This window comes from uncultured Fibrella sp., from assembly GCF_964250085.1.
Lineage (GTDB): Bacteria > Bacteroidota > Bacteroidia > Cytophagales > Spirosomataceae > Fibrella.
This window is the reverse complement of sequence record NZ_CAXUEC010000003.1, coordinates 467,227-490,991: the sequence shown is the minus strand read 5'-3', so window position 1 is coordinate 490,991 and position 23,765 is coordinate 467,227. Positions and strand designations below refer to the sequence as shown.

General features: G+C 55.2%; 23 protein-coding genes. 6 read left to right on the top strand and 17 right to left on the bottom strand.

The genetic code is table 11. From position 1 onward, the window contains the following. Positions 1 to 351 precede the first annotated feature (351 nt). From ACFE8Q_RS11575 to ACFE8Q_RS11565, 3 genes are all read right to left on the bottom strand, one after another. Positions 352 to 1,071 (bottom strand): FHA domain-containing protein, encoded by a 720-nt coding sequence (locus ACFE8Q_RS11575; protein WP_375445550.1) that lies wholly within the window; start codon positions 1,069 to 1,071, stop codon positions 352 to 354. A gap of 12 nt (positions 1,072 to 1,083) precedes the next feature. Next, positions 1,084 to 1,707 (bottom strand): FHA domain-containing protein, encoded by a 624-nt coding sequence (locus ACFE8Q_RS11570; protein WP_375445549.1) that lies wholly within the window; start codon positions 1,705 to 1,707, stop codon positions 1,084 to 1,086. A gap of 103 nt (positions 1,708 to 1,810) precedes the next feature. Continuing rightward, entirely contained in the window at positions 1,811 to 2,674 is an 864-nt protein-coding gene (locus ACFE8Q_RS11565) for a hypothetical protein (protein ID WP_375445548.1), read from the bottom strand. 335 nt (positions 2,675 to 3,009) lie between these two features. On the opposite strand from ACFE8Q_RS11565, the gene ACFE8Q_RS11560 reads away from it, so the two are divergent. Beyond that, positions 3,010 to 3,951, top strand: coding sequence for a glycoside hydrolase family 43 protein (locus ACFE8Q_RS11560; RefSeq protein ID WP_375445957.1), 942 nt, complete (start codon positions 3,010 to 3,012; stop codon positions 3,949 to 3,951). 45 nt (positions 3,952 to 3,996) lie between these two features. Further along, positions 3,997 to 5,166: an FG-GAP repeat domain-containing protein gene (locus tag ACFE8Q_RS11555; RefSeq protein ID WP_375445547.1), complete on the top strand. Its 1,170-nt coding sequence runs from the start codon at positions 3,997 to 3,999 to the stop codon at positions 5,164 to 5,166. Positions 5,167 to 5,288: 122 nt separating this feature from the next. On the opposite strand, the gene ACFE8Q_RS11550 is transcribed toward ACFE8Q_RS11555, so the two are convergent. The 3 genes from ACFE8Q_RS11550 to ACFE8Q_RS11540 all read right to left on the bottom strand — a co-directional run bounded on the left by ACFE8Q_RS11550 (position 5,289) and on the right by ACFE8Q_RS11540 (position 7,612). Next, complete coding sequence (locus tag ACFE8Q_RS11550) at positions 5,289 to 6,089, bottom strand: acyl-CoA desaturase (RefSeq protein ID WP_375445546.1); 801 nt, start codon at positions 6,087 to 6,089, stop codon at positions 5,289 to 5,291. 92 nt (positions 6,090 to 6,181) lie between these two features. Then, positions 6,182 to 6,859, bottom strand: coding sequence for a DUF4159 domain-containing protein (locus tag ACFE8Q_RS11545; RefSeq protein WP_375445545.1), 678 nt, complete (start codon positions 6,857 to 6,859; stop codon positions 6,182 to 6,184). A gap of 48 nt (positions 6,860 to 6,907) precedes the next feature. After that, positions 6,908 to 7,612, bottom strand: coding sequence for an RsmE family RNA methyltransferase (locus tag ACFE8Q_RS11540; protein ID WP_375445544.1), 705 nt, complete (start codon positions 7,610 to 7,612; stop codon positions 6,908 to 6,910). Positions 7,613 to 7,708: 96 nt separating this feature from the next. Between ACFE8Q_RS11540 and ACFE8Q_RS11535 the strand changes: the two genes are divergently transcribed. Next, on the top strand, positions 7,709 to 9,925 hold the full coding sequence (locus ACFE8Q_RS11535) for a DPP IV N-terminal domain-containing protein (RefSeq protein ID WP_375445543.1): 2,217 nt from the start codon (positions 7,709 to 7,711) through the stop codon (positions 9,923 to 9,925). 291 nt (positions 9,926 to 10,216) lie between these two features. Beyond that, positions 10,217 to 10,771, top strand: coding sequence for a fasciclin domain-containing protein (locus tag ACFE8Q_RS11530; protein WP_375445542.1), 555 nt, complete (start codon positions 10,217 to 10,219; stop codon positions 10,769 to 10,771). A 250-nt stretch (positions 10,772 to 11,021) separates the two neighbouring features. Here ACFE8Q_RS11530 and ACFE8Q_RS11525 read toward each other — a convergent pair whose 3' ends face one another. The 7 genes from ACFE8Q_RS11525 to ACFE8Q_RS11495 all read right to left on the bottom strand — a co-directional run bounded on the left by ACFE8Q_RS11525 (position 11,022) and on the right by ACFE8Q_RS11495 (position 16,441). Next, on the bottom strand, positions 11,022 to 11,564 hold the full coding sequence (locus ACFE8Q_RS11525) for a DUF6580 family putative transport protein (protein ID WP_375445541.1): 543 nt from the start codon (positions 11,562 to 11,564) through the stop codon (positions 11,022 to 11,024). A gap of 54 nt (positions 11,565 to 11,618) precedes the next feature. Continuing rightward, positions 11,619 to 12,242, bottom strand: coding sequence for an alpha-ribazole phosphatase family protein (gene cobC, locus ACFE8Q_RS11520; protein WP_375445540.1), 624 nt, complete (start codon positions 12,240 to 12,242; stop codon positions 11,619 to 11,621). Positions 12,243 to 12,244: 2 nt separating this feature from the next. Then, a complete protein-coding gene (locus ACFE8Q_RS11515; protein WP_375445956.1) occupies positions 12,245 to 12,628 on the bottom strand; it encodes a DUF3037 domain-containing protein in 384 nt (127 codons plus the stop codon). Further along, on the bottom strand, positions 12,606 to 13,397 hold the full coding sequence (locus ACFE8Q_RS11510; protein WP_375445539.1) for a HipA family kinase: 792 nt from the start codon (positions 13,395 to 13,397) through the stop codon (positions 12,606 to 12,608). The genes ACFE8Q_RS11515 and ACFE8Q_RS11510 overlap by 23 nt, the downstream gene beginning before the upstream one ends. 161 nt (positions 13,398 to 13,558) lie before the next feature. Beyond that, positions 13,559 to 14,344 carry an adenosylcobinamide-GDP ribazoletransferase gene (locus tag ACFE8Q_RS11505; RefSeq protein WP_375445538.1) on the bottom strand — a complete coding sequence of 262 codons (786 nt, stop codon included), beginning with the start codon at positions 14,342 to 14,344 and terminating at the stop codon, positions 13,559 to 13,561. Between the two features lie 21 nt (positions 14,345 to 14,365). After that, on the bottom strand, positions 14,366 to 15,394 hold the full coding sequence (gene cobT, locus ACFE8Q_RS11500; protein ID WP_375445537.1) for a nicotinate-nucleotide--dimethylbenzimidazole phosphoribosyltransferase: 1,029 nt from the start codon (positions 15,392 to 15,394) through the stop codon (positions 14,366 to 14,368). A 129-nt stretch (positions 15,395 to 15,523) separates the two neighbouring features. Further along, the gene (locus ACFE8Q_RS11495) at positions 15,524 to 16,441 is read right to left on the bottom strand and encodes a 1-aminocyclopropane-1-carboxylate deaminase/D-cysteine desulfhydrase (protein ID WP_375445536.1); all 918 of its coding nucleotides are present in this window, start codon (positions 16,439 to 16,441) and stop codon (positions 15,524 to 15,526) included. Positions 16,442 to 16,476: 35 nt separating this feature from the next. On the opposite strand from ACFE8Q_RS11495, the gene ACFE8Q_RS11490 reads away from it, so the two are divergent. Both ACFE8Q_RS11490 and ACFE8Q_RS11485 read left to right on the top strand, forming a co-directional pair. Then, positions 16,477 to 17,502, top strand: a complete 1,026-nt coding sequence (locus ACFE8Q_RS11490; protein WP_375445535.1) for an RluA family pseudouridine synthase — start codon at positions 16,477 to 16,479, stop codon at positions 17,500 to 17,502. Continuing rightward, a complete protein-coding gene (locus ACFE8Q_RS11485; protein ID WP_375445534.1) occupies positions 17,499 to 17,951 on the top strand; it encodes a GNAT family N-acetyltransferase in 453 nt (150 codons plus the stop codon). The genes ACFE8Q_RS11490 and ACFE8Q_RS11485 overlap by 4 nt, the downstream gene beginning before the upstream one ends. Positions 17,952 to 18,050: 99 nt before the next feature. On the opposite strand, the gene ACFE8Q_RS11480 is transcribed toward ACFE8Q_RS11485, so the two are convergent. The 4 genes from ACFE8Q_RS11480 to ACFE8Q_RS11465 form a co-directional block, all read right to left on the bottom strand. Continuing rightward, a complete protein-coding gene (locus ACFE8Q_RS11480) occupies positions 18,051 to 18,854 on the bottom strand; it encodes an alpha/beta fold hydrolase (protein ID WP_375445533.1) in 804 nt (267 codons plus the stop codon). A 255-nt stretch (positions 18,855 to 19,109) separates the two neighbouring features. Further along, complete coding sequence (locus tag ACFE8Q_RS11475) at positions 19,110 to 20,414, bottom strand: DUF4403 family protein (protein ID WP_375445532.1); 1,305 nt, start codon at positions 20,412 to 20,414, stop codon at positions 19,110 to 19,112. A gap of 121 nt (positions 20,415 to 20,535) precedes the next feature. Further along, positions 20,536 to 21,540 carry a Smr/MutS family protein gene (locus ACFE8Q_RS11470; RefSeq protein WP_375445531.1) on the bottom strand — a complete coding sequence of 335 codons (1,005 nt, stop codon included), beginning with the start codon at positions 21,538 to 21,540 and terminating at the stop codon, positions 20,536 to 20,538. Between the two features lie 107 nt (positions 21,541 to 21,647). Then, entirely contained in the window at positions 21,648 to 23,759 is a 2,112-nt protein-coding gene (locus ACFE8Q_RS11465; protein WP_375445530.1) for a TonB-dependent receptor, read from the bottom strand. Positions 23,760 to 23,765 lie beyond the last annotated feature (6 nt).

Sequence of the window (23,765 nt, the reverse complement as noted above, 5' to 3'; positions counted from 1 at the left end):
GGCCGGTAGCCAACGAGCCTAAAGGTGGCTCTGTGGAACCGACGCTGTATTAGTATAAGTACAACGAGCGATTCTGGTTACGAATAACAACAGCAGGCGGGACGAGCTGGTTATTCGTGTCTGTTTGTGATGAAAGCTTCGGTGAAAGCCACGCAATATACACGTTGCTTTCTTTGGTAAAAAGGCGAATTGACCAAATTTCGTTCGCAGGCAATCGATTATATAATTAGTAATAAAACTCCTGCAAAAATGACTATTTTGTAAGAATAACTTTCTTTTATCAACAACTTTTCAGCCTTTCCTGAACGATATAGCTAACAGCAACGTACCTGACGCCCGATAGTAAGCCAATTAAAATACGGTGGTTCGGTTGGGATCGTAATTTGTTTGATCGGGCGTATCGCTCATCGAAAACGACGAGGCTACGCTGTCAATCGCAAACCGGAGAATGGTGCTGCCGGCCATAATCAGGTCTTCAGGTTCCAGGCAGATACTGTCGTGCGCCTGCTTATCGGCTTTGGCTGCAAACAGTTGCACACTCGTGATGCCATTCACCGTTTGCCGGGTAACGCGGGTGCCGTGAACACTACTTAGGTCCGAGACCATGTAGGACGGAATCCGGTTGTGCATGCGCGACTCGATCTGAAAATGCAACCGGCTCATCTTCTTATCGTCGGTCTGAATGGGCTGATCGCTCAGGTCGAAGTCCGATTTACGACCAAACGTCTGGATGCGTCCTTCACCGATCGGTAATCGCAATATGCCCCCATCCATACTCTGTACTTCCAGGTACGCCACTCGTTTGGCGGCTGGTACGGGTTCATCGAGCAGGATGGTGGGCGTGCTCGACGGCGGTGGTGAAGCGGCCCCGTTGCCCGACCCCGGCGGCGGGGTCTCTCCTACCGGCGGTTGTGGGCGAGGTTCTGACAGGCCCAGGCATACAACCGTACATTTTGGCTGCTTACCGACCAGGCAGTTTACCGACGCTTTCTGGTCCGCTTTCCAGGCAATATCACTTTCGGTATCGAACTGCTTCAGACAATCGGGGCAATTGAATTTATAGATAGCCATCGGGGTGGGATGTTAGATCGTCCAGATTGCGCCGCAACCGGCCAGACAGTGGCCCTGCTTCTGGTTCACAGACCGCTGCAACAGCATTCTGAAACTCGAGTCACGGGTGAGTGGAAAGGGCGTGCCGCATTTGGGGCAGGCATAAATCTGGGTCATCTGCGCTTCCAGCTCGGCCAGTTCGCGCTTTTTCCGGGCCGACCGCTCGGCGCCCAATAAACGACCCAGTGCCAGTCCGATCAACGGTACGCCAACGGTCAGATCGGATACCTGATCGGCCAGATTGCGGTTTTCCAACTGCTCTTTTAGTGCTACGTAATCTTCCCAAACGTTTTCCAGTTCGGCAAACTCACGGGTGTAATCGTCGGGGTTACGGGAAAACGCTTTGATCAGCCGCCGGTACGTCAATACCTGATTGCCAACACGTACCTGATCGTCGGGTTGCAGTCGCCGCCGCACAATCCGGAAATCGTTGACAAACGTGCCGTTCGAACTGTTGTTGTCTTCGAGCCAGTACGCATCGCCCTGCCGGGTAACGCGGGCGTGAACCTCCGTGATCGACAGCGTGGGCACGACAATATGGTTGGACTTACCGCGCCCAATGGTAATCGACTGTTTTGTAGCGGTTTCCTGGTTCATGACGGACGAGTTTTGGCCAGTTCTCTTGCCTAAGACAACCAACGGTCAGACGATGTTTCGCCTGACCGTTGAAATTTACTACTAAATCGATAAACGAACGTACCTACTCGCCAAGATGGTGTTGATCCATGCCATACTCATCCTGTGCATGATTGTGGTCGAACTGGTCGTGATGGTCAATCGAATCGATCGTGCTGCCAGCGATGCCTTCGCCATGCAGCGCGTTGGCCCCGTGGTGATCGGCGATCATCGGTTCGGGGAAGTTCGCATCGTCAGACGAATGCGCATCGGCCAACGGGGTCACTTCATGGTCAGCAACGGCCGCCAGCGGCACCACCGTGATGGCCGGTACCACGGCTACCGTACGGTGTTCAGCGTCAGCATCAGCCAGTTGAGGCTCAGCAACCGCTGGTGTCTGGTGACGTACCCCGCCCGACGGATGCACCGCACGTGCAGGTGCTTCCGGTTCGTTGGCCGAAGCTGATTCCTTATCGGTGGGCAGCGTAGCGATGAACGCATCGCGTTCAGCTTTAGTCAAGTTTGCTTCTTCCTGTTGGTAAAACGTATTGTACGTTCCTGAATGCCAGTTGAAATGATGAGCAGGACCCATTTGGTGACGGGCAGCGGCGAAGGCTTCATCAAACGTTAGCTCATCGAGCCGGTCCAGGGGCCAGTCCAGTTTCGATAGTTCAGACTCCACTGGCATCACAACGGGCAATACGGGTAACGATGCTTTGGCGCGGGCGTCGGCAGCAGCAGCGGCGGCCACCGCAGAAGAATCATCACTTACGGGTGCTTCGCTACTTCCGTCATCAAGTAAGCTCAGCCCGTAGGCAGCGGCTCCCAGCACCACCGAACCACCTACGGCAGTAGCAACGGCCTTTTTGTGATCGGTAGGCTCCTCGATCGTGTTGGCGTCGGGCGTAACTTCGGGATACTCCTGATAAGCGGGGTTATTTTCGTACATGGACTTGGCGTTTAGTGGATTCTAACGTTGATTAAAGACCCAGTGTAGGCTCTTGTGCCGAAAGCTCAAGTTAACTAATCAAATCTATATACTAACGCGGCTCAATCGTAAAAGATTATCTACTAATCATATCAATCTGATTATCAAGCCGCAAAAGCACGTTCATTTATCTATTGGTCAAAAATGGGTATTTAAAAAAGCCCGTATTCGCTAATTGTGATCAGCCACGGGGTAAGATGCCCCCCTCCTCGTCTTTTCCAGGCAGACAACCAATTCAGTCAATGCGCCATTCTCTGCTTACAGTTTATTTCCTGCTGGCCTCGCTCCCACTGACAATGGCCCAGCAAACGGGCAAAACAACATCCGGTAACCCCATTTTCCCGGGCTGGTACGCCGACCCCGAAGTGGCCGTTTTTGGGAAGCAATACTGGGTTTACCCCACCTTTTCGGCCCCCTACAACAAGCAGGTCTTCATGGATGCCTTCTCGTCGCCCGACTTGGTTTCCTGGACCAAACACCCGCGCATTATCGACACCACGGCCGTTAAATGGGCTAAACGGGCCATGTGGGCTCCGTCGGTGATCGAGAAAGGCGGCCAGTATTTCCTGTTTTTCGGGGCAAACGACGTCCACGAAGGAGAAATTGGCGGCATTGGCGTGGCGGTGGCCGACAACCCGGCGGGCCCCTTCCGCGATTACCTGGGTAAACCGCTCGTTGGCCAGATTCACAACGGCGCGCAACCCATCGACCAGTTTGTTTTTCAGGATAAAGACGGGCAGTATTACCTGATCTATGGAGGTTGGCGGCATTGCAACATCGCTAAGCTAACGCCCGATTTTCGGGGTTTCACGCCGTTTGCCGACGGCACGACGTTTCGCGAGATTACGCCCAAAGGCTACGTGGAAGGGCCGATGGTCTTCATGCGCGGCGGCAAATACTACTTTATGTGGTCGGAAGGCGGCTGGACAGGTCCCGATTATTCGGTGGCCTACGCCGTAGCCGACTCGCCGTTTGGCCCCTTCGAGCGAGCGGGCAAAATTCTTCAGCAGGACCCAAAGGTGGCCACCGGTGCCGGGCATCATTCGATTCTGCACGTACCCGGCAAAAAAGGTGCACCAGACGATGCCTGGTACATCGTTTATCACCGCCGCCCACTGACCGAAACAGACGGTAATCACCGCGAAACCTGCATCGACCGGCTTGAGTTCGACGCGAGTGGAGCCATAAAACCCGTCCAGATTACGGTGGAAGGCGTCAACGCCCGCCCACTGAAGTAAAGCCGGCCGACATCGCAGGTACGTTCCTACCCGATCTCCTTCGTTATGAAACAGCTACTCACGCTCACCAGCCTGCTTGTTTCGGGCTTTACCATCTCGCAGTCGGCCAATCCGCCCCGCTTCGTGAAATACTTCGTTGCCGCCGAAAGCTACGAGTCGGCGGGCGTGGTTGATGTGGATGGAAACGGTACACTGGACATTGTGTCGGGCGATTTCTGGTACGAAAATGAAGGCGGCCCGCGTCAGGGCGGCCCGCGTCAGGGGAACAGCCAGCCAACCTTTCGCAAACGACATCTGATTGGCCACCAAAAACGGGAAGATCAGTATTACGACGACTTCTCGACGATTCCTTTCGACGTCAATGCCGATGGTCGCCCCGACATTATTACGGGTGGCTGGTGGAGCGGCCGGTTACGCTGGCTGGAGAACGTACCCAAGGGCGACTGGCCCATTCACGAGATCGCTACCGTGGGTAATGTCGAGACAACCCGCGCCTGGGACATCGACGGCGACGGCAAGCCTGAAATCTGCCCCAACAACCCCGGCAAGCCCCTCGTCTACCTGAAATACCAGCCAGCCGAACGTACCTACAAGACGATGCCCGTTCATTCAACGCAGGGGCATGGGCTGGGTTTTGGCGATATCAACGGCGACGGGCGCGGCGATTTTATCATCAGCGATGGCTGGCTGGAACAGGCGGGCGACCGAAATAATCCTACGTGGACGCACCATGCGGCGTTCAGTCTCGGCACCGCCAGTGTGCCCATCCTGGTCGTTGACGTCGATGGCGATCAACTCAACGACCTCATCGTTGGGCAAGGCCACGGCTACGGGCTACACTGGTACAAACAGACGAAAGCAACCGGAACAGCGGACCAACGTACCTGGACGAAGCAGAGCATCGACGAGAAAAATTCGCAATATCACGTGATGGAGTGGGTAGACATTACCGGCGACGGCAAGCCGGAACTGCTGACCGGCAAACGATTCCGAGCCCATAACGACAACGACCCCGGATCAAACGACCCGGTAGGGCTATATTATTTCACCGTCGAGAAAGGCGTTTTCAAGAAGAACGTCATCAGCTACGGCCCGGCTGGCGAGGGAAAAGGAACCGGCATTCAGTTCGCCACCGCCGATCTGCGTCAAAACGGCCGAACCGATATCGTCGTTGCCGGCAAAGACGGGCTGTATGTATTTTTCAATGAGCAGTAGAGGTTATCTCAGCTTAGCCCGCACCGAGCTAACGTTCAAAGGTCCAATGTTGCTCCGCCCTTCCAAATCTGGAAGCACAGCAGAGCAACATTGGACCTTTGAACGTTAGACCTTTTAACTAGCTAAACCTTCACAGCCTCTTCTACCCGGCGTTCGTGCCCGGTTTCAAATTCGGCGGTGGCTTTGGCCGGGCGCATCTTAATGATTTTCAGGCCAGACAGTACCTTGATCATTGGGTACGTTGGATCGAACTCAAACCATTTGGCACCGAAGTTGGCGGCATTGGGGCGTTTGTGGTGGTTGTTCTGAAACAGCTCACCCATCATGACCACATCCATAATCAGCGAGTTCTTCGACTTGTCGTGGTTATCAAAGTTGGCATATCCGTATTTATGACCACTCCAGTTGATGATGGCTCCGTGTACAGGTCCCATCACGAAGTGAACCGGTAGCAGGAAGAAAAACGCCCAGTGCATGTCCAGATAGATGAACGCGAAGATGTAGAACAGGCTGTAAGCCACGCCCCATCCGGCCCGCGACACCCACGAATCGCCCAGTTTTTCGATCAGGTTCCACTCGGGGTAATTGCGGTCAAACTGACGTTCGATGGCCTGTTTGCGGTGCAGCACGGCATTGTAAATATTTTTCGTCTGCCACATCATCGTAAATACGTTTTTGGTGTGGTGCGGCGAGTGCGGGTCTTTCGGCGTGTCGCTGAACGCATGGTGCATCCGGTGCAAGACGGCGTATGCCCGTGGGCTCAGGTACGACGATCCCTGCGAAATGTAGGTCAGGGCATAAAAAAAACGCTCCCAAAACTTACTCATCGAGAACATCTTGTGCGCTGAGTAACGGTGCAGGAAAAACGTTTGGCAAAACAAAGAGAGATACCAGTGCGCAACAAAGGCGGCTACAACTATCACAGACAATAATGTTTAAAGATGGTAGACAACAAACAGAACAAAAATACAATTTTTCCGGGTTGCTATGCCTTACATACGAAATTTAGGCCTGTTTAGTTGGCTATTGTCGTGGCGTATTGCAATAAATTTGCGCCCATCCGCAAGGCCGACTGCCGCACCGACTCCGGATCATTGTAGACGGCCTGGTCTTCCCAGCCGTTGCCCAGGTCGCACTCATAACTGTAGAAACACACCAGTCGCCCCTGATAAATAAGGCCAAACCCCTGAGCCGCTTTACCATCGTGTTCGTGCACCTTCGGTAACCCGTTGGGAAACTTGAACTTCTGGTTGTAGATCGGATGTGAAAAAGGCAGCTCCACAAACGACAGTTCAGGGAAAACGCGCTTCATCTCCCGCCGGATAAATTTATCCAGTCCGTAATTATCATCGACATGAAAAAAACCGCCCGACATCAGGTAGCGGCGCATGTTCTGCACTTCAGCGTCGGAAAACGACACGTTGCCGTGGCCGGTCATGTGCACAAACGGGTAGGAAAATAAATCGGGGCTGCCTACCTCCACAATATCCTCTTCCGGGAAAATATTCATCCGCAGTTGCTGGTTGGCAAACTTGATCAGATTAGGCAGGGCCGTTTTGTTGGCGTACCAGTCGCCGCCGCCGTTGTACTTCAACTTCGCAATGCGGTATGCATACGGCTGCGCAGCAGCGACGCTACTGAACAAGGAGCAATGAGCAATGAACAGGGAGGCGATAACGAGAAGCTTCTTCATATGTCGGTTTTCACGCATACAAGGTCTGAAGGAGACCTTACAGGTTAGTTACTGGTTTAAAAAGTTTAGCGCCTGGCAGGCCGATAGGGCGGCGGTTTCGGTACGGAGCCGGTTCGGGCCAAGCGTCACCATCTGGAAACCTGCCTGGGTAGCCTGTTGCAATTCGGATGCCGAAAAATCACCTTCCGGTCCAATCAATACGGCATACTGACCCGTAGGCGTAGCCGTCCTGATCAAAGGTTGGGTGGGTACGTTCTCGGGCAGATGGGCGACGAACCGCTGCGACTCGCTTACCGAGGCTACCAATTTGGCAAACGGTATGGCTTCGTCCAGCTTCGGTAACCACGCCTGCAAGGATTGTTTCATGGCAGCCACGGCAATCTTCTCAATTCGTTCCAGTTTCAATATCCGCCTTTCTGAATGCTGCCCGACGAAAAAGCTGATGCGCTCGATGCCCAGTTCGACCGCTTTTTCGATGAACCATTCGATGCGATCCAGATTTTTGGTCGGCGCTACGCAGATACGTACGGCGAAAGGTCGGGGTGGCGTTTCGATCACCGTCTGCACCCGAAAAGCGCAGTGCTTATCGGCTTTAGTTATAACGCTGTCATAGCGATTTCCGCGTCCATCGGTCACGGATAAAGCGTCGCCGACGCCCAATCTGAGGGTACGGGTGGCGTGCCGGGCGTCTTCGTCGGTAAGCAGACCGGCCGCATCGGCTGGTGTAAGGGTAGGCTGGTAAAAAAGGTGCATAATTCCCGGATGGTGCCCGTAAAAATAGTGAAAGCCGGTCAAGGGCGGGTCACCTGTTTAAAAAGCATGTAACTTCACTTCTTCAATTCATCATCTATGCACCTTAAACGATCCCTGCTCGTACTTACCGGGTTACTGCTCGCTCATCTCACCCCGGCCCAACCTCGTTTACGAGCCATTCGCTGGTCGGCCGATGGCAACGCGACCCTCTCCACTGCCAGAAACGCCATTGTCCGTACCGATGTTCGCACGGGTACCGAAACGGAACTGGTGTCGGCCGCTCAACTTACGCCCACTGGTAGTAAAACACCGATCACCATCGCCGACTTCGCCTTCAGCAGCGATTCGACCACCGTACTTATTTTTACCAACACAGCCCGCGTCTGGCGGTACAATACCCGGGGCGACTACTACGTGCTGACTCGCCCGAAAGCGGCAGGTAGCTCTGGTACGCTGCGGCAGGTCGGTGCCAGACAACCCGGCCAGTCGTTGCTCTACGCCAAGCTGTCGCCCGACGGAAAACGCGTAGCCTACGTGAGCAAAAGCAACCTCTTTTCGGAAGAAATTGCGACCGGGAAAACAACCCAGCTTACCAACGATGGCACCCGCAAGCACATCAACGGCACCTTCGACTGGGCCTACGAAGAAGAATTCAGTTGCCGCGACGGGTTCCGCTGGAGCCCCGACAGCAAGCAATTGCTCTACTGGCAGGTCGACGCCAGCAAAATCCGCGATTTCCTGATGATCGACAACACCGACTCGATCTATTCGTATACCATTCCGGTCGAATACCCAAAAGTGGGTGAATCGCCCTCCCCTACCCGCCTTGGTGTGGTGTCGGCTACAGGCGGCCCTACCAAATGGCTGGCGATTCCCGGCGATCCGGCGCAGCATTACCTGGTTCGGGCCGAGTGGTTTCCCACGGCTGGTCCAGTCGGCGCAGAGCTGATCGTTCAGCAGTTGAACCGCAAACAGAACGAAACTACGCTCTTCGTGTGCCAGCCCGCCAAAAATACGGTGACGCCTATTTTCACGGAAAAGGACAACGCCTGGATCGACATTAAACCCCGCTGGGACAGCTACGACGACCCGAGCGGCTGGGAATGGACGAACGGCGCAAAGTCATTTCTCTGGATATCCGAGAAAGATGGCTGGCGGCATATTTACCAGCTCAGCCGCGACGGCAAAATCCAGACGTTGCTCACCCCCGGCAACTACGACATGGCCGAGTTGGGACGCATCGACGAGCGCGCTGGGTACGTCTATTTCACGGCCTCGCCCGACAACGCTACGCAACGCTATCTCTACCGCGTTCCGCTGGCTGGTGGCGGCAAGGCCGAACGCATCTCGCCAGCTACTCAGGCGGGTACCCACGGCTACGACGTTTCGCCCAACGGGCAGTTTGCCATGCACACGTTCACAAACGCCACCACCCCCCCGACGCGTGCCTGGGTGAAGTTGCCCGATCATTCGCCACTGCGCGCAAGCACGGCTCCAGCCAGACCGACGCAGGCGAGAACCAAAAACCTGCGTTTCTTCACTGTCACCACGGCCGACAATGTGACGCTCGACGGCTGGATGGCACTACCCCCGGCTTTCGATAGTACCAAACGCTACCCGATTGTGTTTCAGGTATATGGCGAACCGGCGGCTGTTACGACAAACGACGTTTTTTCGGCCGGCAACAATGACCTGTTTATAGGCGATATGCTCAGGGAAGGCTACATATACGCCGCGCTCGACAACCGGGGAACGCCCGCCTTGAAAGGTGCAGCCTGGCGCAAAAGCATTTACCGGCAGATTGGCCGCATCAACATCCGCGATCAGGCAATGGGTGCCAAAGCCCTCTTTGCCCGCCATGCATTTATCGATACCAGCCGGGTGGCCGTCTGGGGCTGGAGCGGCGGCGGCTCTACCACGCTGAATCTGCTGTTTCAATACCCGGAGATTTACCAGACGGGCATTGCCGTGGCGGCCGTGGCCAACCAGCTTACCTACGACAACATCTATCAGGAGCGGTATATGGGATTACCCCAGGAAAACCGGGAAGATTTTGTGGCCGGTTCGCCCATTACGCATGTGAAAGGGCTGAGAGGCAATCTGCTCTACATTCACGGCACCGGCGATGACAACGTTCATTATGCCAACGCCGAAATGCTGGTGAACGAGTTGGTCAAATACAACAAGACATTCCAGTTTATGGCTTATCCGAACCGCTCGCACGGTATCTATGAGGGCGCCGGCACACGGCAGCATCTGGGTACGTTGTACACTGATTTTCTGAAGAAAAACTGCCCGCCGGGCGCTCGATAAGCTAGACGTTCAGGTACGTTGCTATCCGTAAAAAGAGCCGCGCAGGACCAGGTTGATCTTCACCCGGTCCTGCGCGGCTCTTTTTAAGTAGTTCCCTCAAATGAGAGTAAGTAAAATAGGTCTTTAAAATCTAATAGAATAAATAGACTAAAGCTTTAACATGTTGATAAGTAGATTATTGTAAAAATATTTTTTAATTAAAAATCCAAGCTATCAAGTTCTCCCGTAGGTCTACCTGTCGATCGATCGCACACAGTTTCACTCACAAAACAAGTAAATCAAATTAACGACATGAAGACGATTAAGCTTCTTTTTTCGATGCTCGCCGTAGCTGCTATCAGCACAGGTGCTTTTGCCCAGGAGAAAACAGTAACGGTAGGTGGTGCCCCCATGTACCCGTCAAAAAATATTGTTGAAAACGCGGTAAACTCAAAAGATCACACCACTCTTGTTGCCGCTGTTAAAGCCGCTGGTTTGGTAGAGACCTTGTCGAGCGCTGGCCCGTTCACGGTGTTTGCACCAACCAACAAAGCCTTTGATAAACTGCCTGCCGGTACGGTAGAAACACTGGTGAAGCCAGAAAATAAAGCCACGCTGACCAGCATTTTGACCTACCATGTGGTATCGGGCAAAGTGAGCGCCGCTGATCTGATGAATCAGATCAAAGCAGGCGGTGGTAAAGCTACCTTGAAAACAGTAGCCGGTGGTACTCTGACGGCCACCCAGAAAGGCAAAAAAATCATGCTGACAGACGCCAAAGGTGGCATGTCAACCGTGACAATCGCCGATGTGAACCAGTCGAACGGCGTGATTCACGTAATCGATACCGTGCTGATGCCCCAGTAGGCACACGGATGTACCGCCTGTGTAGATGTGCCCGGACCCAATGGTCCGGGCTTTTTTTGTGCTCGGTTTTACCCCTGAGCTCGGTTTTACCCCCAACCCCCTGAAGGGGGCTACTGCGCTGCTTCTTGCCATCGCGGAGCATTAGCCCCCTTCAGGGGGTTGGGGGTAGACCGAGCTTACTGGGTAAACTGAGCACAAAAAAAGCCTCGCTACAAGTAGCAAGGCTTCAAATAGCCAGTGCTGTTTCGCCTTACGCCATTGACGGACGCAGCACGGAGAACCGGCGTTGCAGCAGGGCGTAACCACCAAACAAAAGACCGTTGAAGAACAGGTCGCCCAGCAGACCGTTCAGGAAAAACGACTGGTTGTTGTAGAAGGCGAGGCCGGCCGTGTAGCAGCCGAGTAGACCACCAGCCGTTTGTGGATAGAATGAGCTACCATACCACACCGCGAAATTGGTGATCAGGAAAAACAGGATCGATGCCGCCACCGAACCACCCACAACCCGGCCAAACGTTGGCTTACGCAGAGCAACTACGCCAATAAGCCAGGCAAGTGCCAGTGAGCTGTAGACAGCGCCCATAGTGCCGTGAAAGCCGATCAGGGCGTCGCTCAGCAGCATAGCGAGCACCGGAACAACCAGACCCAGCCACTTCCGCTCGAACAGGGCACCGCCAAACAAGGCCATCGCCATCACCGGCGTTGCATTGGGCGGATGAGGAATAAACCGTGCCAGCGCAACAAGCAAAACAAGTGAAGCAGTGGTAGTCAGGCGAATGTGAAGAGGTTTCATAGAAAAAAGTAACGTTTATAGGTCTCCGTTCAAGCCTTAAAAAGGCTGTTTTGTTTAACGATTGATGTATGCTACCGTGTAGGTTCCGTTCTGAACAGCGAGTTTCGTAACAGCGCCGTAGTCGAGGTGGAGGCGGTAGGCGTTCTGCAAAGGTAACTCCAGGAATAAACACAGCAAAGCCCGGATTACACCCCCGTGGCTAACGATATAGACGGTTATTGGCTTCTCGACGTTGGCCAGCGGCAATACTTCGTCACGCCAGAAGGCGCTCACCCGGTTGAACACATCCTGAAAGGAGTCGCCGTTATGCGGAGCCAGGTTCACAAAATCAGTCATCCAGGTATCGAGCGCCTCGCGGGGAATATCGTTCCAGGGCGTCATCTCCCAATCGCCGAAATGGTATTCGCGCAGCCGGTCGTCGAATTGAAGCGTTACATCGTGAACGGGCGGACTCACCTCTTCGGGCATCAATTGACCATTCATGGCCAGGTCCTCGGCCAGTTGTCGGCAACGCGCCAGCGGGCTGGAGAACACGACATCCGGCCCGGAATGGGGCAGATGCGTGGTGAGGTTGAGCCGCTGCGCCAGGTAATTATCGGCCAGTTCAACGTCGGAGCCGCCGTAGCAGACCGATCGACCAACGGCTACTTCCGTATGTCTGATTAAATAGATCGTCATGGTTATTGAACCAGTTGTTCATACAGCCGGTCAAGGGTTTGTTGAGGGTCGGCGCACAGACCCGGATGCACCGAGGAGGTTTGTACGACCGTACTGCGGGTGGCTGTCAGCCAGCGAAAACGGGACGCAATAGGCAGTTGTCCGATGGGGCCACCCACTTTACGACCGGCACAAATCTGGTCAAATGCCTTCAGCCGATCAGCCAGTTCATCCGTGTCAGGTACGTTGGGGAAGGCCCTGAGCCGCTCCACCGGTACGTCAAACCGGGTTTGCAGAAAGCCCTTCGCCGCGCAATACACCACCACCCCGACGTTGATAAACTCTTCGCGTTCGACCCGTGGTACCACCCGGATCACGGCGTATTCAAACAAGTGCATGTCGGGCATCATTGGCGGCGTTAACGAATCGGTCAGACGCGGCAAGCCGGGTCGTTAAAAATTGGACGTACACGTTCCGCTGTTCGTCCGGTGAAGCCTCCGCTCCTTCGGTCATCAGCCAGTCGTCGGGGATGAGCGCAACTATTTCCTGAATGCGTTCGGTGGTCAATATGAGCCGAAATTCAGCGTCGACAGCCGTTAATTCGGTGGCTCGGGGAAGCAATACGTGGTCTTTCACCGCCGCAAATGGGCGCAGTGCTTGTTCCTCCCACGGTTGCCCGCTGTGGTGAAAATAGAGGGAAGCGCCATGATCGATCAGCCACAGTTCCTTATGCCACATCAGCATGTTGGTGTTGCGGGCGGTGCGGTCAACGTTGGTCACGAGACAGTCGAGCCAGACGATCTGCGAGGCAAGCCGGGGTTCTACGGTGGTCACCAGCGGATCGAAGGTGATGGCCCCCGACAGGTAATGCAACGCCAGATTCAGCCCGGCGCTGGCTTTCAGCAGATCCTGAATTTCTTCGTCGGGTTCGGTCCGGCCAAAAGCGGGGTCGAGGTTGACAAACACAATTTCGGGTACGCGCAGGCCAAGTGTCCGGGCCAGTTCGCCCGCAATCAGTTCGGCAATCAGGGCTTTGGTTCCCTGCCCCGCTCCCCGAAACTTCAGCACGTACAAAAAATCGTCGTCGGCTTCGACCAACGCAGGCAGCGAGCCCCCTTCCCGAAGCGGCGTAACGTACCGGGTAACATCGACCGTTCTTAGTTGTATCTCCTTCATATACTATTTGTCATTAGGCTTCGCCGTCATTAAGCTGCGCTGTCATTTATGGTCATCAGGTGGTAATTGTTCGAAAAACAAGTAATGACTACAAATGACGCCGCAGGTTAACGACTACCTAATGACCATAAATGACAGCGTAGCTTAATGACTAATTTATTTCATAGACTCACCCACACCAGTGATACATACGAGAGATAAACCACCACTTCGGTGAGTTGTTGAGTGGCACCAAGGCAGTCGCCGGTGTAGCCGCCCAGCCATTTATTGAAAAAGCGGATCAATCGCCAGCGAACGAGCCAGAGCGGAATCAGGAAGGTAAGATACACCCAAAGGCCACTCAATGCGACGAGTACCAGTGTAGGTGCCAGACCAAAAAACGTGGCCACTGCCAGCGGCAGGCCCGTGATGCCGCCCTTGGCAATCGGCTTGGCTTTTGATTCTTCATCTTCCCGCGCATAGGTCATCGTCGCAATTAGCGTGGTGGCAATCCACCGGCTCAGGCTATGGGCCGAGATGTATTTCAGAGCCACTTTCCAGCCGAACGGTTCGCCGGGCAGTAGTTTCATCAGCGCAAAAAATTTGATAGCCAGCAGCAAACCCAGCCCCACCACACCATACGTACCCAGCCGACTGTCTTTCATGATGGTCAGGATCTGCGTCTTGGTCCAGCCACCGCCGAAGCCGTCGCACACATCCCCGAAACCGTCTTCGTGAAAAGCACCCGTCGCCCAGATCGTCGCCACCATACTCAGCAGCACGGCCAGTTCGGGCGGAAACAGGATGCTGCTCACCCAATACGTACCTACGCCAATGCCACCGATAAGCCATCCTATGAGCGGGAAGAAGAGCGTCGACCGGTTCAGCAGATCAGCCGAATGGTCAATGCCCTTCGGCACCGGCAACCGGGTGTAAAACATCAGGGCCGTAAAGAAGAGAGTTCGCATAGGGGGTTGTGATGAACAATGTCATTTATTGCTTACTCCTGCGCTGTCGAAGGAGGCCATTTCGTTGAGCATTGCCACGGATGCCTGTACAAGTGGATAGGCCAGCGCACAACCCGTACCCTCGCCCAGGCGTAGGCCCAGGTTCAGCAACGGACTGGCATTCAGGCGTTCCAGCATGAGACGGTGTCCTGTTTCGTCGGACCGGTGGGTGAATACGCAATAATCGATTACGGCGGGGTCGAGAGCCTGAGCCACGAGCAACGATGCCGTCGATATGAAACCGTCGACGAGAATAACCATCCCGTTTTCGGCGGCTCGTAACATCCCACCAACGATAGCCGCAATCTCGAAGCCACCCATCGCCGAGAGCAGCGCCATTGGGTCGGTTAGATCGGCGTAGCGGTCGCTTACTTCGGTCAGGATGGCGAGTTTGTGGGTGAGTTGTTCGTCGGTCAGGCCGGTGCCCCGGCCAACGCATTGACCCACAGGTACGTTAAGCAATCGATGCATGAGCAACGACGCCGATGACGTGTTACCAATCCCCATTTCGCCAAAGCCAACCACATTACAGCCCCGATGATGCACCCCATCGACCAGCAACCGACCAGCATCCATTGCCGCCTCGGTATCGTCGGAGCTCATGGCGGGCTGATGCCGCATATTTTGCGTGCCCGGCTGCACCTTGAACTTCACAAATTCGGCGGTATTGGAGTCGAACGTACCCCGCACGCCTACGTCGCAGACAACCAGCCGCAGCCCGTTCTGGCGCGTGAATACGTTGATGGCCGCGCCCCCGTTCATGAAGTTCAGCACCATTTGGTAGGTTACCTCGGCGGGATAGGCGCTCACCCCGTCGGCGGCAATGCCATGGTCACCGGCGAATACCAGAATATGCGGGTTTGTCAGCGTGGGCGTTTCAGTTTGCTGAATCAGTCCGATGTGCACGGCCAGCGTTTCGATTTGCCCAAGCGCACCGAGCGGCTTGGTTTTATGGTCGATAATGTGTTGTAAACGGTTCTCCAGCGAACGGTCGAGTAAGGAAGCGGGCATGTTGATGGCTAAGAAATCGAAACCGCAAAGGTGGCAGATAATGGCACGCGGATGACACGAATGCCGGTGGCGACGCGGATTAACACGGATTTTTATCTCTTTTCCAGATAAAAATCCGCGTTATCCGCACTACGGTATCTGCCGCCCCTGCAAGCCACCCGTATGAATGGCTACCACCGTTGCCTGATCAGGAAAATAACCTTTCCGGGCCAGATCATACAGCGCAAACAGCAGTTTCCCCGTATAAACCTGCTCTAGTAAGATGCCGTTCTTTTGCTCGAAAGCCCGGATAAAATCCAGCAGTTCAGGCGTGGTTCGGGCATAGCCGCCGTAATGATAGTCTGTCAGGACGGCGACATTTGACGGCAATACAGCCGGCAATCCGTCGAAATGAGCGTTGCTACCGGGCGGAACCTTCACAGCCGAAATGCCCAGCACCTGCACCGACGACGGGGCCGATCCGATCAGGCCCGCCAGCGTACCACCTGTTCCAACGGCACAGGCTACCGCCGTTGGCCACATACCCAGTTGGGCATTCAGTTCGGGCATCAGTTCGGCGGTGCCTTGAATTGCCAGCGGATTGGTGCCGCCTTCGGGCAGGATATAGCAGTGACCGTAACGTACCTGAAGGTCAGACAGATAAGCCGGATCAGTGGCGCGCAGGTACGTTGCCCGATCAGTAAATTGGAGGGTCATTCCCTGGCCTCGGCAAAAGGAAAGTGTAGCATTCAATGGCTTATTCGCCAGTTCATCGCCCCGCACAATCCCGATCGTATTGAACCCGAATACCCGTCCGGCAGCCGCGGTAGCGTATAAATGGTTGGAATACGCCCCGCCAAACGTCAGGAGCGTTTTGATGCCCAGCCGGTCTGCTTCGAGCAGGTTATATTTGAGTTTGCGCCATTTATTGCCAGATACCAACGGATGCAGCAGATCGTCCCGCTTCAGATACAACCGGATGGGCACCGGTTCGGGAAAGGGGTTGGGCAGGAACTCCAGCGGCGAATGGCCGACAATCTGGGCCAGATGAGCCACTAAATCAGACATGCTGCGTAATTTTACGGGAAACTTACCCAATACATATGCTCGATCACGATACCCAGCCCGACGAGACTGAAGACGACGACCTTTTTGAACACCATAGAATCGTAGTCGATGCGGGTCAGGCAATGCTTCGGATCGACCGTTTCCTGGATACGAAATTAGCCAATACCTCGCGAACCAAGCTCCAGTCGGCCATCGACGCTGGTGGTGTAAAAGTAAACGGTCAGGCGGTCAAGGCCAGTTATAAAGTAAAGCCCGTTGATCTGATCACGGTCTCGCTCCCCCACCCGATCCGCGACACCACCGTTATTCCGCAGAATATCCCGCTCGATATCGTCTTTGAAGATGACGAGCTTATGGTCGTAAATAAACCCGCGGGCATGGTCGTTCACCCCGCTCATGGCAACTGGGACGGTACGCTGGTGAACGCACTGGTGTATCATCTGCAAAACCTGCCCACGACGCGCAACGGCGAAGGAAGGCCGGGGCTGGTCCACCGCATCGACAAAGACACCTCGGGCCTGATGGTGATTGCCAAAACGGAATACGCCATGAGCCACCTCGCCCGGCAATTTTTTGAGCACACCATCGAACGTACCTACAACGCGCTGGTCTGGGGCATTCCCGACCCAGCCGACGGCATGATCACGGGCTACATTGGCCGGTCGGCCAGCGACCGGAAAGTGATGACGGTCTATGACGACGAAAGCAAAGGCAAATGGTCAGTGTCGCATTACAAGACGCTGGAAGCCCTGAATTATGTCTCGCTGGTGCAGTGTAACCTGGAAACGGGACGTACCCACCAGATTCGGGCGCATTTCCGGCACGTTGGCCATCCGCTGTTCAACGATACCACGTATGGCGGCGACAAAATTTTGCGGGGAAACCCAAACGGCACCTTCAAAGCCTTCGTAGAAAATACCTTTGCCTTATTGCCCCGGCAGGCCCTGCATGCCCGCTCACTTGGGTTCGAGCACCCGCGTACCCAGGAATGGTATCAATTCGACTCACCCTTACCCACTGATTTTCAGGCTGCTCTAGACAGGTGGCGCAACAAAATATGATAACGATCCGCACCGGCGTAGAGGCCGATATCCCCCAGCTTTTCGACCTCATTGTTGAGCTGGCCGTTTACGAAGAAGCCGCCGACCAGATGACCAATACGGTGGAGCAACTCCGCGAAGACGGTTTTGGCGCAACGCCGCTTTTTCATTTCCTGGTGGCCGAAGAGGTGGAAACGCAGAAGATTCTGGGCATTGCCCTCTATTATTTCCGCTATTCGACCTGGAAAGGGAAGCGCCTGTATCTGGAAGACATCATCATCACGGAAAGCCACCGTGGGCAGGGCCTCGGCAAAGAATTGCTCGACGCCACCATTGCCAAAGCCCGCGAATTAAACTGCACCGGCATGATGTGGCAGGTACTCGACTGGAACGAGCCCGCCATCGGCTTCTACAAACAGTTCGGCACCCGCTTCGACGACGGCTGGACCAACTGCCACCTCGATTTCTAGGATTGTAAAAGCAACGTACCACGTACTTCAGTCCGTTTGTTCAGGATGATGTACGGACTCAAGTCCGTGGTACATTGCCCTCCTGCTCAGCCTGACGCGTTATTTCTTCAAAAACGACACCACCTGTTTAGCGAACTCGGCTGTTCCCATTGTTGTGTTGTGCGTGCCGGGAACGGTAGCGAGTGTGGCGTTGGGCAGCGTGGCCGCCAGATCGCCGGCTTTGCCGTTATCTTCGTCTTTGTCGCCCGAAATAACCAGCACGGGTTGCTTAATGCGCTTCAGTTCGCCGGGCAACGTTACCGGCTGATACCGCTGCATCCACTTTAACGCCACCGTATCCGCCCCCGATTTAATGGCGTAATCGACAGCCGATTGTAAATCGGGATGGCTACCGGGGCGGGCCAACGCTTCGTAGAAGTTGCGACGACGAATCCAGTTTGGGTCAGAGAAATCCAGCCCCATGCCGCCAAGCACCGCCCGACGTACCTGCTGCGTTGGCGTTACGGCCAGCAGTTTCGCCGCGATGATCGACCCACGCGAATAGCCGACTACATCATACTGAGCAAAACTAAGGTGCTTCATCAGGGCCATGACGTCATACACTTCCTTATCCTTCTCATAAGCCGCGGCTTCGTGTGGCCGATCCGACCGGCCATTTCCCCGCAGGTCGAGCGTGATGACGGTGAAGCCCGAATCGGCCAGCATTGCCCGCAAAGGGGAGCGTTTCCAGGATTCACCGTTGCCGATGAAGCCGTGTATCAGCACTACGGCAGGGCCGCTGCCGATTTTATCGTAGTGAATCTTCGTTCCGTCCGTAGACGTAAACAGCGGATCGCGGTCCGATTGAGCCAACGAGACGGTGGTTAGCAGCAGAAAAGCAAAAAAGGCGGAGAGGAGTTTCATAATGGTATAGCTAGCATCGAAGCTGAAGCTTCTGTAGTGGTTTGATCTGCAACGTACCTGATTATCCAGGGCTTTGTGATAAAAAACTGCTTTCGCGTGGCCCTTCGACTCCGCTCAGGGTGACAGGAAACTCAAGAATGGTTATGACAAACTTGAGTAAGCTTGTCACCCTGAGCGGAGTCGAAGGGCCTAGATTATCACAAAGCCCTGCCTAACTACTACCGAAGCGGCGGACAGCTTTGGCACTACTTCTCCCTACTCTAATCCCTGCACCCGAATGTTCACCTTGCCATTGGCATGCACGACGGCAACCATCGCCGTGGGCGTAAGATAGACCTGATCGGGACGTACCTCGTCGATCTTTCCCGATAGCGTCACGCCTTTTGCCAGCGAATAATTGGCCATCCGATCCTGCACCGATTGCCGAACAGCGTCGATCTGATCGCCCACCGGAAAGGTCAGGTTTTTTTCCAGCGTTCGGGCCAATGTGCTCTTCAACAACCAACTGGCGGCTTTCTGCAACAAATTTCTGGTCTCCAGATCGTAGGTCAGGTTGCGCAGCGTGACCGATTTGGTTTGGGCATCATAATATGGTTGACCGCGCAGGTAAATATCGCCGGTAACGCTACCTGCAATACCCGCCTTGATGATCAGGTTCTCGTTCTGCCCGTACAGATCCAGATCGGTGATGGTGATCGAATACGTGCTGAAGCTGAACGACTTACCGACCAGTTGTTTTTTGGCCAGATCGGCCACCTCCGGGTACGTTGCCTCGCTGATGATGCCCACCCGAAAATCGTCTTTCACGGTCGGCACCACCGTCAGATCGGGCAGGTCGGTGGCGGGACGGACGGCGGGTTTAGCGCCAACGGTGGTGAGCGTGTGGCCTTCCAGCCCGATGGTAGTTCGGATTTCGCCTTGCTCGAACCGCAACGGCGTGATCAGCACCCGGCGCGGCACCACCATCAGCCACGTTCTGTATTCGTCGGAAACGTTGTAAGGCTCCCGGATCAGGTTCCAGGCGTGAAGTACGGGTGTTCGTAAATCGATCTTGTCACGTACCTGCTTATCAAGCGTTTGCGTCACCGTTCCCAGGTTACTGTTGATCGCTTTACTGACCAGGCCGGTGATCGGTATGTCGATACCCACCAGCCGAATGGTCGGTTTTGTCACGTAATCGAAGCCTTCGGCCGTTGTTTTGGTACTGACCGTCCAGTCTTTATCGATGGAAAAACGGGTGGCGAATCGCAGATCGATCTCGAAGGTGGTTTCCCCCGATTGCATGAAACCGAGCACTTTTTTGCCTGCTTTTGCCCAGATTTTCAACGGCACACTGAAGTAAAACAGGCTGTCGCCCTGCACAACGCCCGCTTTCACGCCAATGGGGGCCCGTTTCCAGACTTTGGTCATAAAGGGGGTTCCCTCACCATCGTCGTCGAACGAATTGTCTTCGTAAATCAGCCCGTTGACCTGCGTATTGATCTGTCGCTCTACATCTGCCAGCGCAATAGCTACCGGAATATTGACGGTGGAAATCAGGGCATCCGTACGTACGTCCATGCTAGTGTTGGTGTAAGCCGCTTTCGGGGCAGTGGGATTCAGCCGATTTTTATTGATCGACTGGCAGGCGGTGAAGAGAAAGAGACAGAGCAGCACCCCACCCCAACCCGGAAGCGGGATCTTACTTAAGTGTAACCTTCGTGGCACCGTAGCCAAATTTCTGCTTTTGGGCATCTTCAAAAAAACGAACGTTGGGGTGGCGGCTCAGGTGGCGGTGGAGTTCCTGCCGGAGCTTCCCGCTTCCAACGCCGTGAATAAACGTAATATCGGTCATCCCGCTGGCAATGGCATTCTCTAAATTTTTCTCGAAGGCCCGCAGTTGCACGTCCACCAGATCGCCCGGCGATTTACCGGTTTGGTTACCAGGCATCAGCTTTTCGATATGCAGATCCACCACGGCTTCCGGCTTGTCGACTGATACGGTCCCCTGCTCGGATTTCGGTTCAAGCAACGCCGATTTGATCGTCTCGGCCTGCGGACTCATCGCGGCGTTACTGGTTTCATCGTCGAGCTGGAAAAGGTGGCCCGGCTGGTTCAGCACGGGTACGTTCTGCTTGCTCTTGAAAAAGGATTGTGCCTTGGGTTTCAACCGTTTCACCAGCGGAATGCGGGGTGGCTGCCCAGCGCCGGGCCGGAAATACAGCGCCTGAAACAACAGCATTGGCCATTGTTCAAACCGCTCCATCACGTACATCTCGTTGAGCTTGAGCTGCGTTTTGGCTTTTAGCGTTGCACTCTGCAAACCCCGCGTTTTGCTGTCGCGCTCTTCAGTCACCGTCAGCAGAATATCCCAGTCCGTGTTGTTCACGATGTGCAACGCCACATCGCGGTCGTTCTGCGGCACGTAGGCCAGATATAGCCCCACGTTCGACAGAATCTGTCCGGCCGACGTACCCAGCGGCGTTGCCGTGCGTTGTGGGGCAAACCCTTCACGTGCTTCGGCCGCCTGCCCCGACGGCTTGAACCGCTCGGCCTCCATCGGCGACACCACCACCAGTTCCGACTGCATCACGGGAATCCGAAAGCCGTCTTCAATTTCAATTTCTACCCGGTTTCCGCTCAAAAAACGGACAATGACGCCCTGTTCTTTTGCCCGGATCATCCGTACTTTATCGCCAATGTTCATAGTGCTTAGTTTGTGGTTTGTCGTCTGTGGTTTGTGGTTGCGCTGCTTAGGCACCCGTTCCGTGGATTAGCAGCGCAACCACAAACCACGGACAACAAACCACAAACCTACTTTACTTCCAACCGCAACCCTACCGTAAAGTTCCGGCGGGGGGCGGCGTTATAATATCGGTTGCCAACCGCGTTGAGGTCATATCCGAGGCTGTAGGTCTGGTCGAGCAGATTATCGCCACCCACATACAGATCAGCCGCCAGGTGCTTGCTCAGGCTGCGTTTGTAGCCCGCCGTTGCCTGCAACAGCCGGGTTGGGTCGGCCTGGGCCGAGTTGGCATCGTTCAGGGCAAAGGGCGGCAAAAACTGGAACGTCAGGTGGGCGTACAGGCCATTCGTGTGGGTATAATCGGCGCCCCAAACGCCCGTGAACGGAGCCACGCCAGGTACGTTGTTGCCCGACAGATCAACGGCCAACTGCCGGTAGTTCAGGTACGTGTAATCGGCCAGCGTTATACTTTGCCAGAGGTTCAGCCGCGAACCGGTTCCCGTTTCAGACGGCCGGATCAGTTCGTAGCGTAGCGATGTCTCCAGACCCAATTGCTGCGTATTGCCCGCATTGACGAAGTACTCGGCCCCGTTGTCCTGAGAACGGCGTACGATGGTTTGTCTTAGTTGCAGCGAATAACCAACGAGGTCGTATTGAAAGCGGCTCGCCAGTGTTCCGCGTAGACCCAGTTCGGCCTGTACGCCCCGCTCCGGGTTCAGGTCTGCATTGAAAAAGCCCGCCGAAGACAGAATTTCCTGACTCGTTGGCGTTGAATACCCGCTGCTGACGTTAACGAAAACAGCGGCATTCGGCCCCAGCGTTTTCAGCGCCGACGCCCGAACCAGCCAGGCTGGCGTAAAGGTCCGTTGCTGTGGACCGGGGCCGGGTTTGCCCGCAATCGAGTAGCGCGTGAAGTCGTAGCCCGTCGAATTCCGGCTGAGGCCCGCGGTCAGGATCAGCCCGAGTGGCACTAGGTTTACTTCTTCCTGCACAAATACGGTCCACTGTTTAGCCCGCAGTTCGTCGTCGGTTTGCAGCGTGTCGGGCTGCCCTCGACGGTTGCCGAAGTTGCGCGAACCGGTTCGGTTAGTCTGCCATTCGCCCCCAAAAACCAGCGTGACCGGCACTTCCGGGCTTTTAACCTGTGTAAACCGCGTCACCGACCGTACGCCCATGCCCTGATCGGTGCGGCGTTCGTAGTTGGTAATGAACGGGTTATTGAATTCGGTCGATGACCCGTATAAGACGTTGGTCGTTTGCCAGCGGCTGCTCCAGGCCATCGTGTGTGAAAGGCCCAGATACCCTACTTTCTGGTAAATTCCGGCTCCCTGCGCGGCACTACCCGGTAAGGTGGCCGTGGCTGGTCGCGACGCCTGTGGATTCGCCCGGAACTGTGCTTGCGTGAGGCCGCCCGGTGTCTGGTAAGCCAGGTCAGAATACACAAAAAGGGCGGTAATGGTTTGCTTGTCGTCGGCGGGTCTGAACGTACCTGTAAACGCAACGTTATCCCGCGCCATGCCGCTCTGCTCCCGGTAGCCGTTGGCCTGTAAATGATTTATGCTCAAAGTAATAGCCGACCGATCGGTGGCTGTTTGGGCCAGCACGCCGTAGCCAACCTGACCGTAGCCACCGCCCAGCGCATTGACTTCAACCCGGTGTGTGCCGGGCGACGCCGCCGGACCAGTCAGCAACACGGCTCCACCCGTATTGGCCCCGTACAAGCTTCCCGATGGCCCCTTGATCACCTCTACCCTGCCCAACATGCGTACATCGAGGGCGTTCAGCGGCGTATTGCCGGCCGCATCGGTCAGCGGCATATCCTGGTAATACACTTTCACGTTCCGAACGCCAAACGGCGACCGAATCAGGCTGCCCCTGATGGAGAGGCGGTAACTGCCCGGCGACCGTTCGTCCATACGTACACCCGGCAGCGTATTCATGGCCGACACGAGCGTTGGCGTGGCAAATCGCTGCACCAGTTCGCGCTGCGACAGCAAGCCTACCGTGGCGGCCGTAGACAGCAGCGACCGGTTACTCTCGTAGGCCCGAACAACCACCTCATCCAGCGAACGGGCTGTTAACGTATCCTGATTGGCAACAACGACGCTATCCGTCGACTGAGCCAGTGTCGGCACGGCTGCGAGTAGAAAAAGGCCGCTTACTAGCGTAAGAGTAGTCATAGGTCG

Bases quoted from the DNA above. Each gene is read 5' to 3' on its own strand.
- ACFE8Q_RS11575 (WP_375445550.1), bottom strand. From the start codon at position 1,071: ATGGCTATCTATAAATTCAATTGCCCCGATTGTCTGAAGCAGTTCGAT.
- ACFE8Q_RS11570 (WP_375445549.1), bottom strand. From the start codon at position 1,707: ATGAACCAGGAAACCGCTACAAAACAGTCGATTACCATTGGGCGCGGT.
- ACFE8Q_RS11565 (WP_375445548.1), bottom strand. From the start codon at position 2,674: ATGTACGAAAATAACCCCGCTTATCAGGAGTATCCCGAAGTTACGCCC.
- ACFE8Q_RS11560 (WP_375445957.1), top strand. From the start codon at position 3,010: ATGGCCCAGCAAACGGGCAAAACAACATCCGGTAACCCCATTTTCCCG.
- ACFE8Q_RS11555 (WP_375445547.1), top strand. From the start codon at position 3,997: ATGAAACAGCTACTCACGCTCACCAGCCTGCTTGTTTCGGGCTTTACC.
- ACFE8Q_RS11545 (WP_375445545.1), bottom strand. From the start codon at position 6,859: ATGAAGAAGCTTCTCGTTATCGCCTCCCTGTTCATTGCTCATTGCTCC.
- ACFE8Q_RS11540 (WP_375445544.1), bottom strand. From the start codon at position 7,612: ATGCACCTTTTTTACCAGCCTACCCTTACACCAGCCGATGCGGCCGGT.
- ACFE8Q_RS11535 (WP_375445543.1), top strand. From the start codon at position 7,709: ATGCACCTTAAACGATCCCTGCTCGTACTTACCGGGTTACTGCTCGCT.
- ACFE8Q_RS11530 (WP_375445542.1), top strand. From the start codon at position 10,217: ATGAAGACGATTAAGCTTCTTTTTTCGATGCTCGCCGTAGCTGCTATC.
- ACFE8Q_RS11525 (WP_375445541.1), bottom strand. From the start codon at position 11,564: ATGAAACCTCTTCACATTCGCCTGACTACCACTGCTTCACTTGTTTTG.
- cobC (WP_375445540.1), bottom strand. From the start codon at position 12,242: ATGACGATCTATTTAATCAGACATACGGAAGTAGCCGTTGGTCGATCG.
- ACFE8Q_RS11515 (WP_375445956.1), bottom strand. From the start codon at position 12,628: ATGCCCGACATGCACTTGTTTGAATACGCCGTGATCCGGGTGGTACCA.
- ACFE8Q_RS11510 (WP_375445539.1), bottom strand. From the start codon at position 13,397: ATGAAGGAGATACAACTAAGAACGGTCGATGTTACCCGGTACGTTACG.
- ACFE8Q_RS11505 (WP_375445538.1), bottom strand. From the start codon at position 14,344: ATGCGAACTCTCTTCTTTACGGCCCTGATGTTTTACACCCGGTTGCCG.
- cobT (WP_375445537.1), bottom strand. From the start codon at position 15,394: ATGCCCGCTTCCTTACTCGACCGTTCGCTGGAGAACCGTTTACAACAC.
- ACFE8Q_RS11495 (WP_375445536.1), bottom strand. From the start codon at position 16,441: ATGTCTGATTTAGTGGCTCATCTGGCCCAGATTGTCGGCCATTCGCCG.
- ACFE8Q_RS11490 (WP_375445535.1), top strand. From the start codon at position 16,477: ATGCTCGATCACGATACCCAGCCCGACGAGACTGAAGACGACGACCTT.
- ACFE8Q_RS11485 (WP_375445534.1), top strand. From the start codon at position 17,499: ATGATAACGATCCGCACCGGCGTAGAGGCCGATATCCCCCAGCTTTTC.
- ACFE8Q_RS11480 (WP_375445533.1), bottom strand. From the start codon at position 18,854: ATGAAACTCCTCTCCGCCTTTTTTGCTTTTCTGCTGCTAACCACCGTC.
- ACFE8Q_RS11475 (WP_375445532.1), bottom strand. From the start codon at position 20,414: ATGGACGTACGTACGGATGCCCTGATTTCCACCGTCAATATTCCGGTA.
- ACFE8Q_RS11470 (WP_375445531.1), bottom strand. From the start codon at position 21,540: ATGAACATTGGCGATAAAGTACGGATGATCCGGGCAAAAGAACAGGGC.
- ACFE8Q_RS11465 (WP_375445530.1), bottom strand. From the start codon at position 23,759: ATGACTACTCTTACGCTAGTAAGCGGCCTTTTTCTACTCGCAGCCGTG.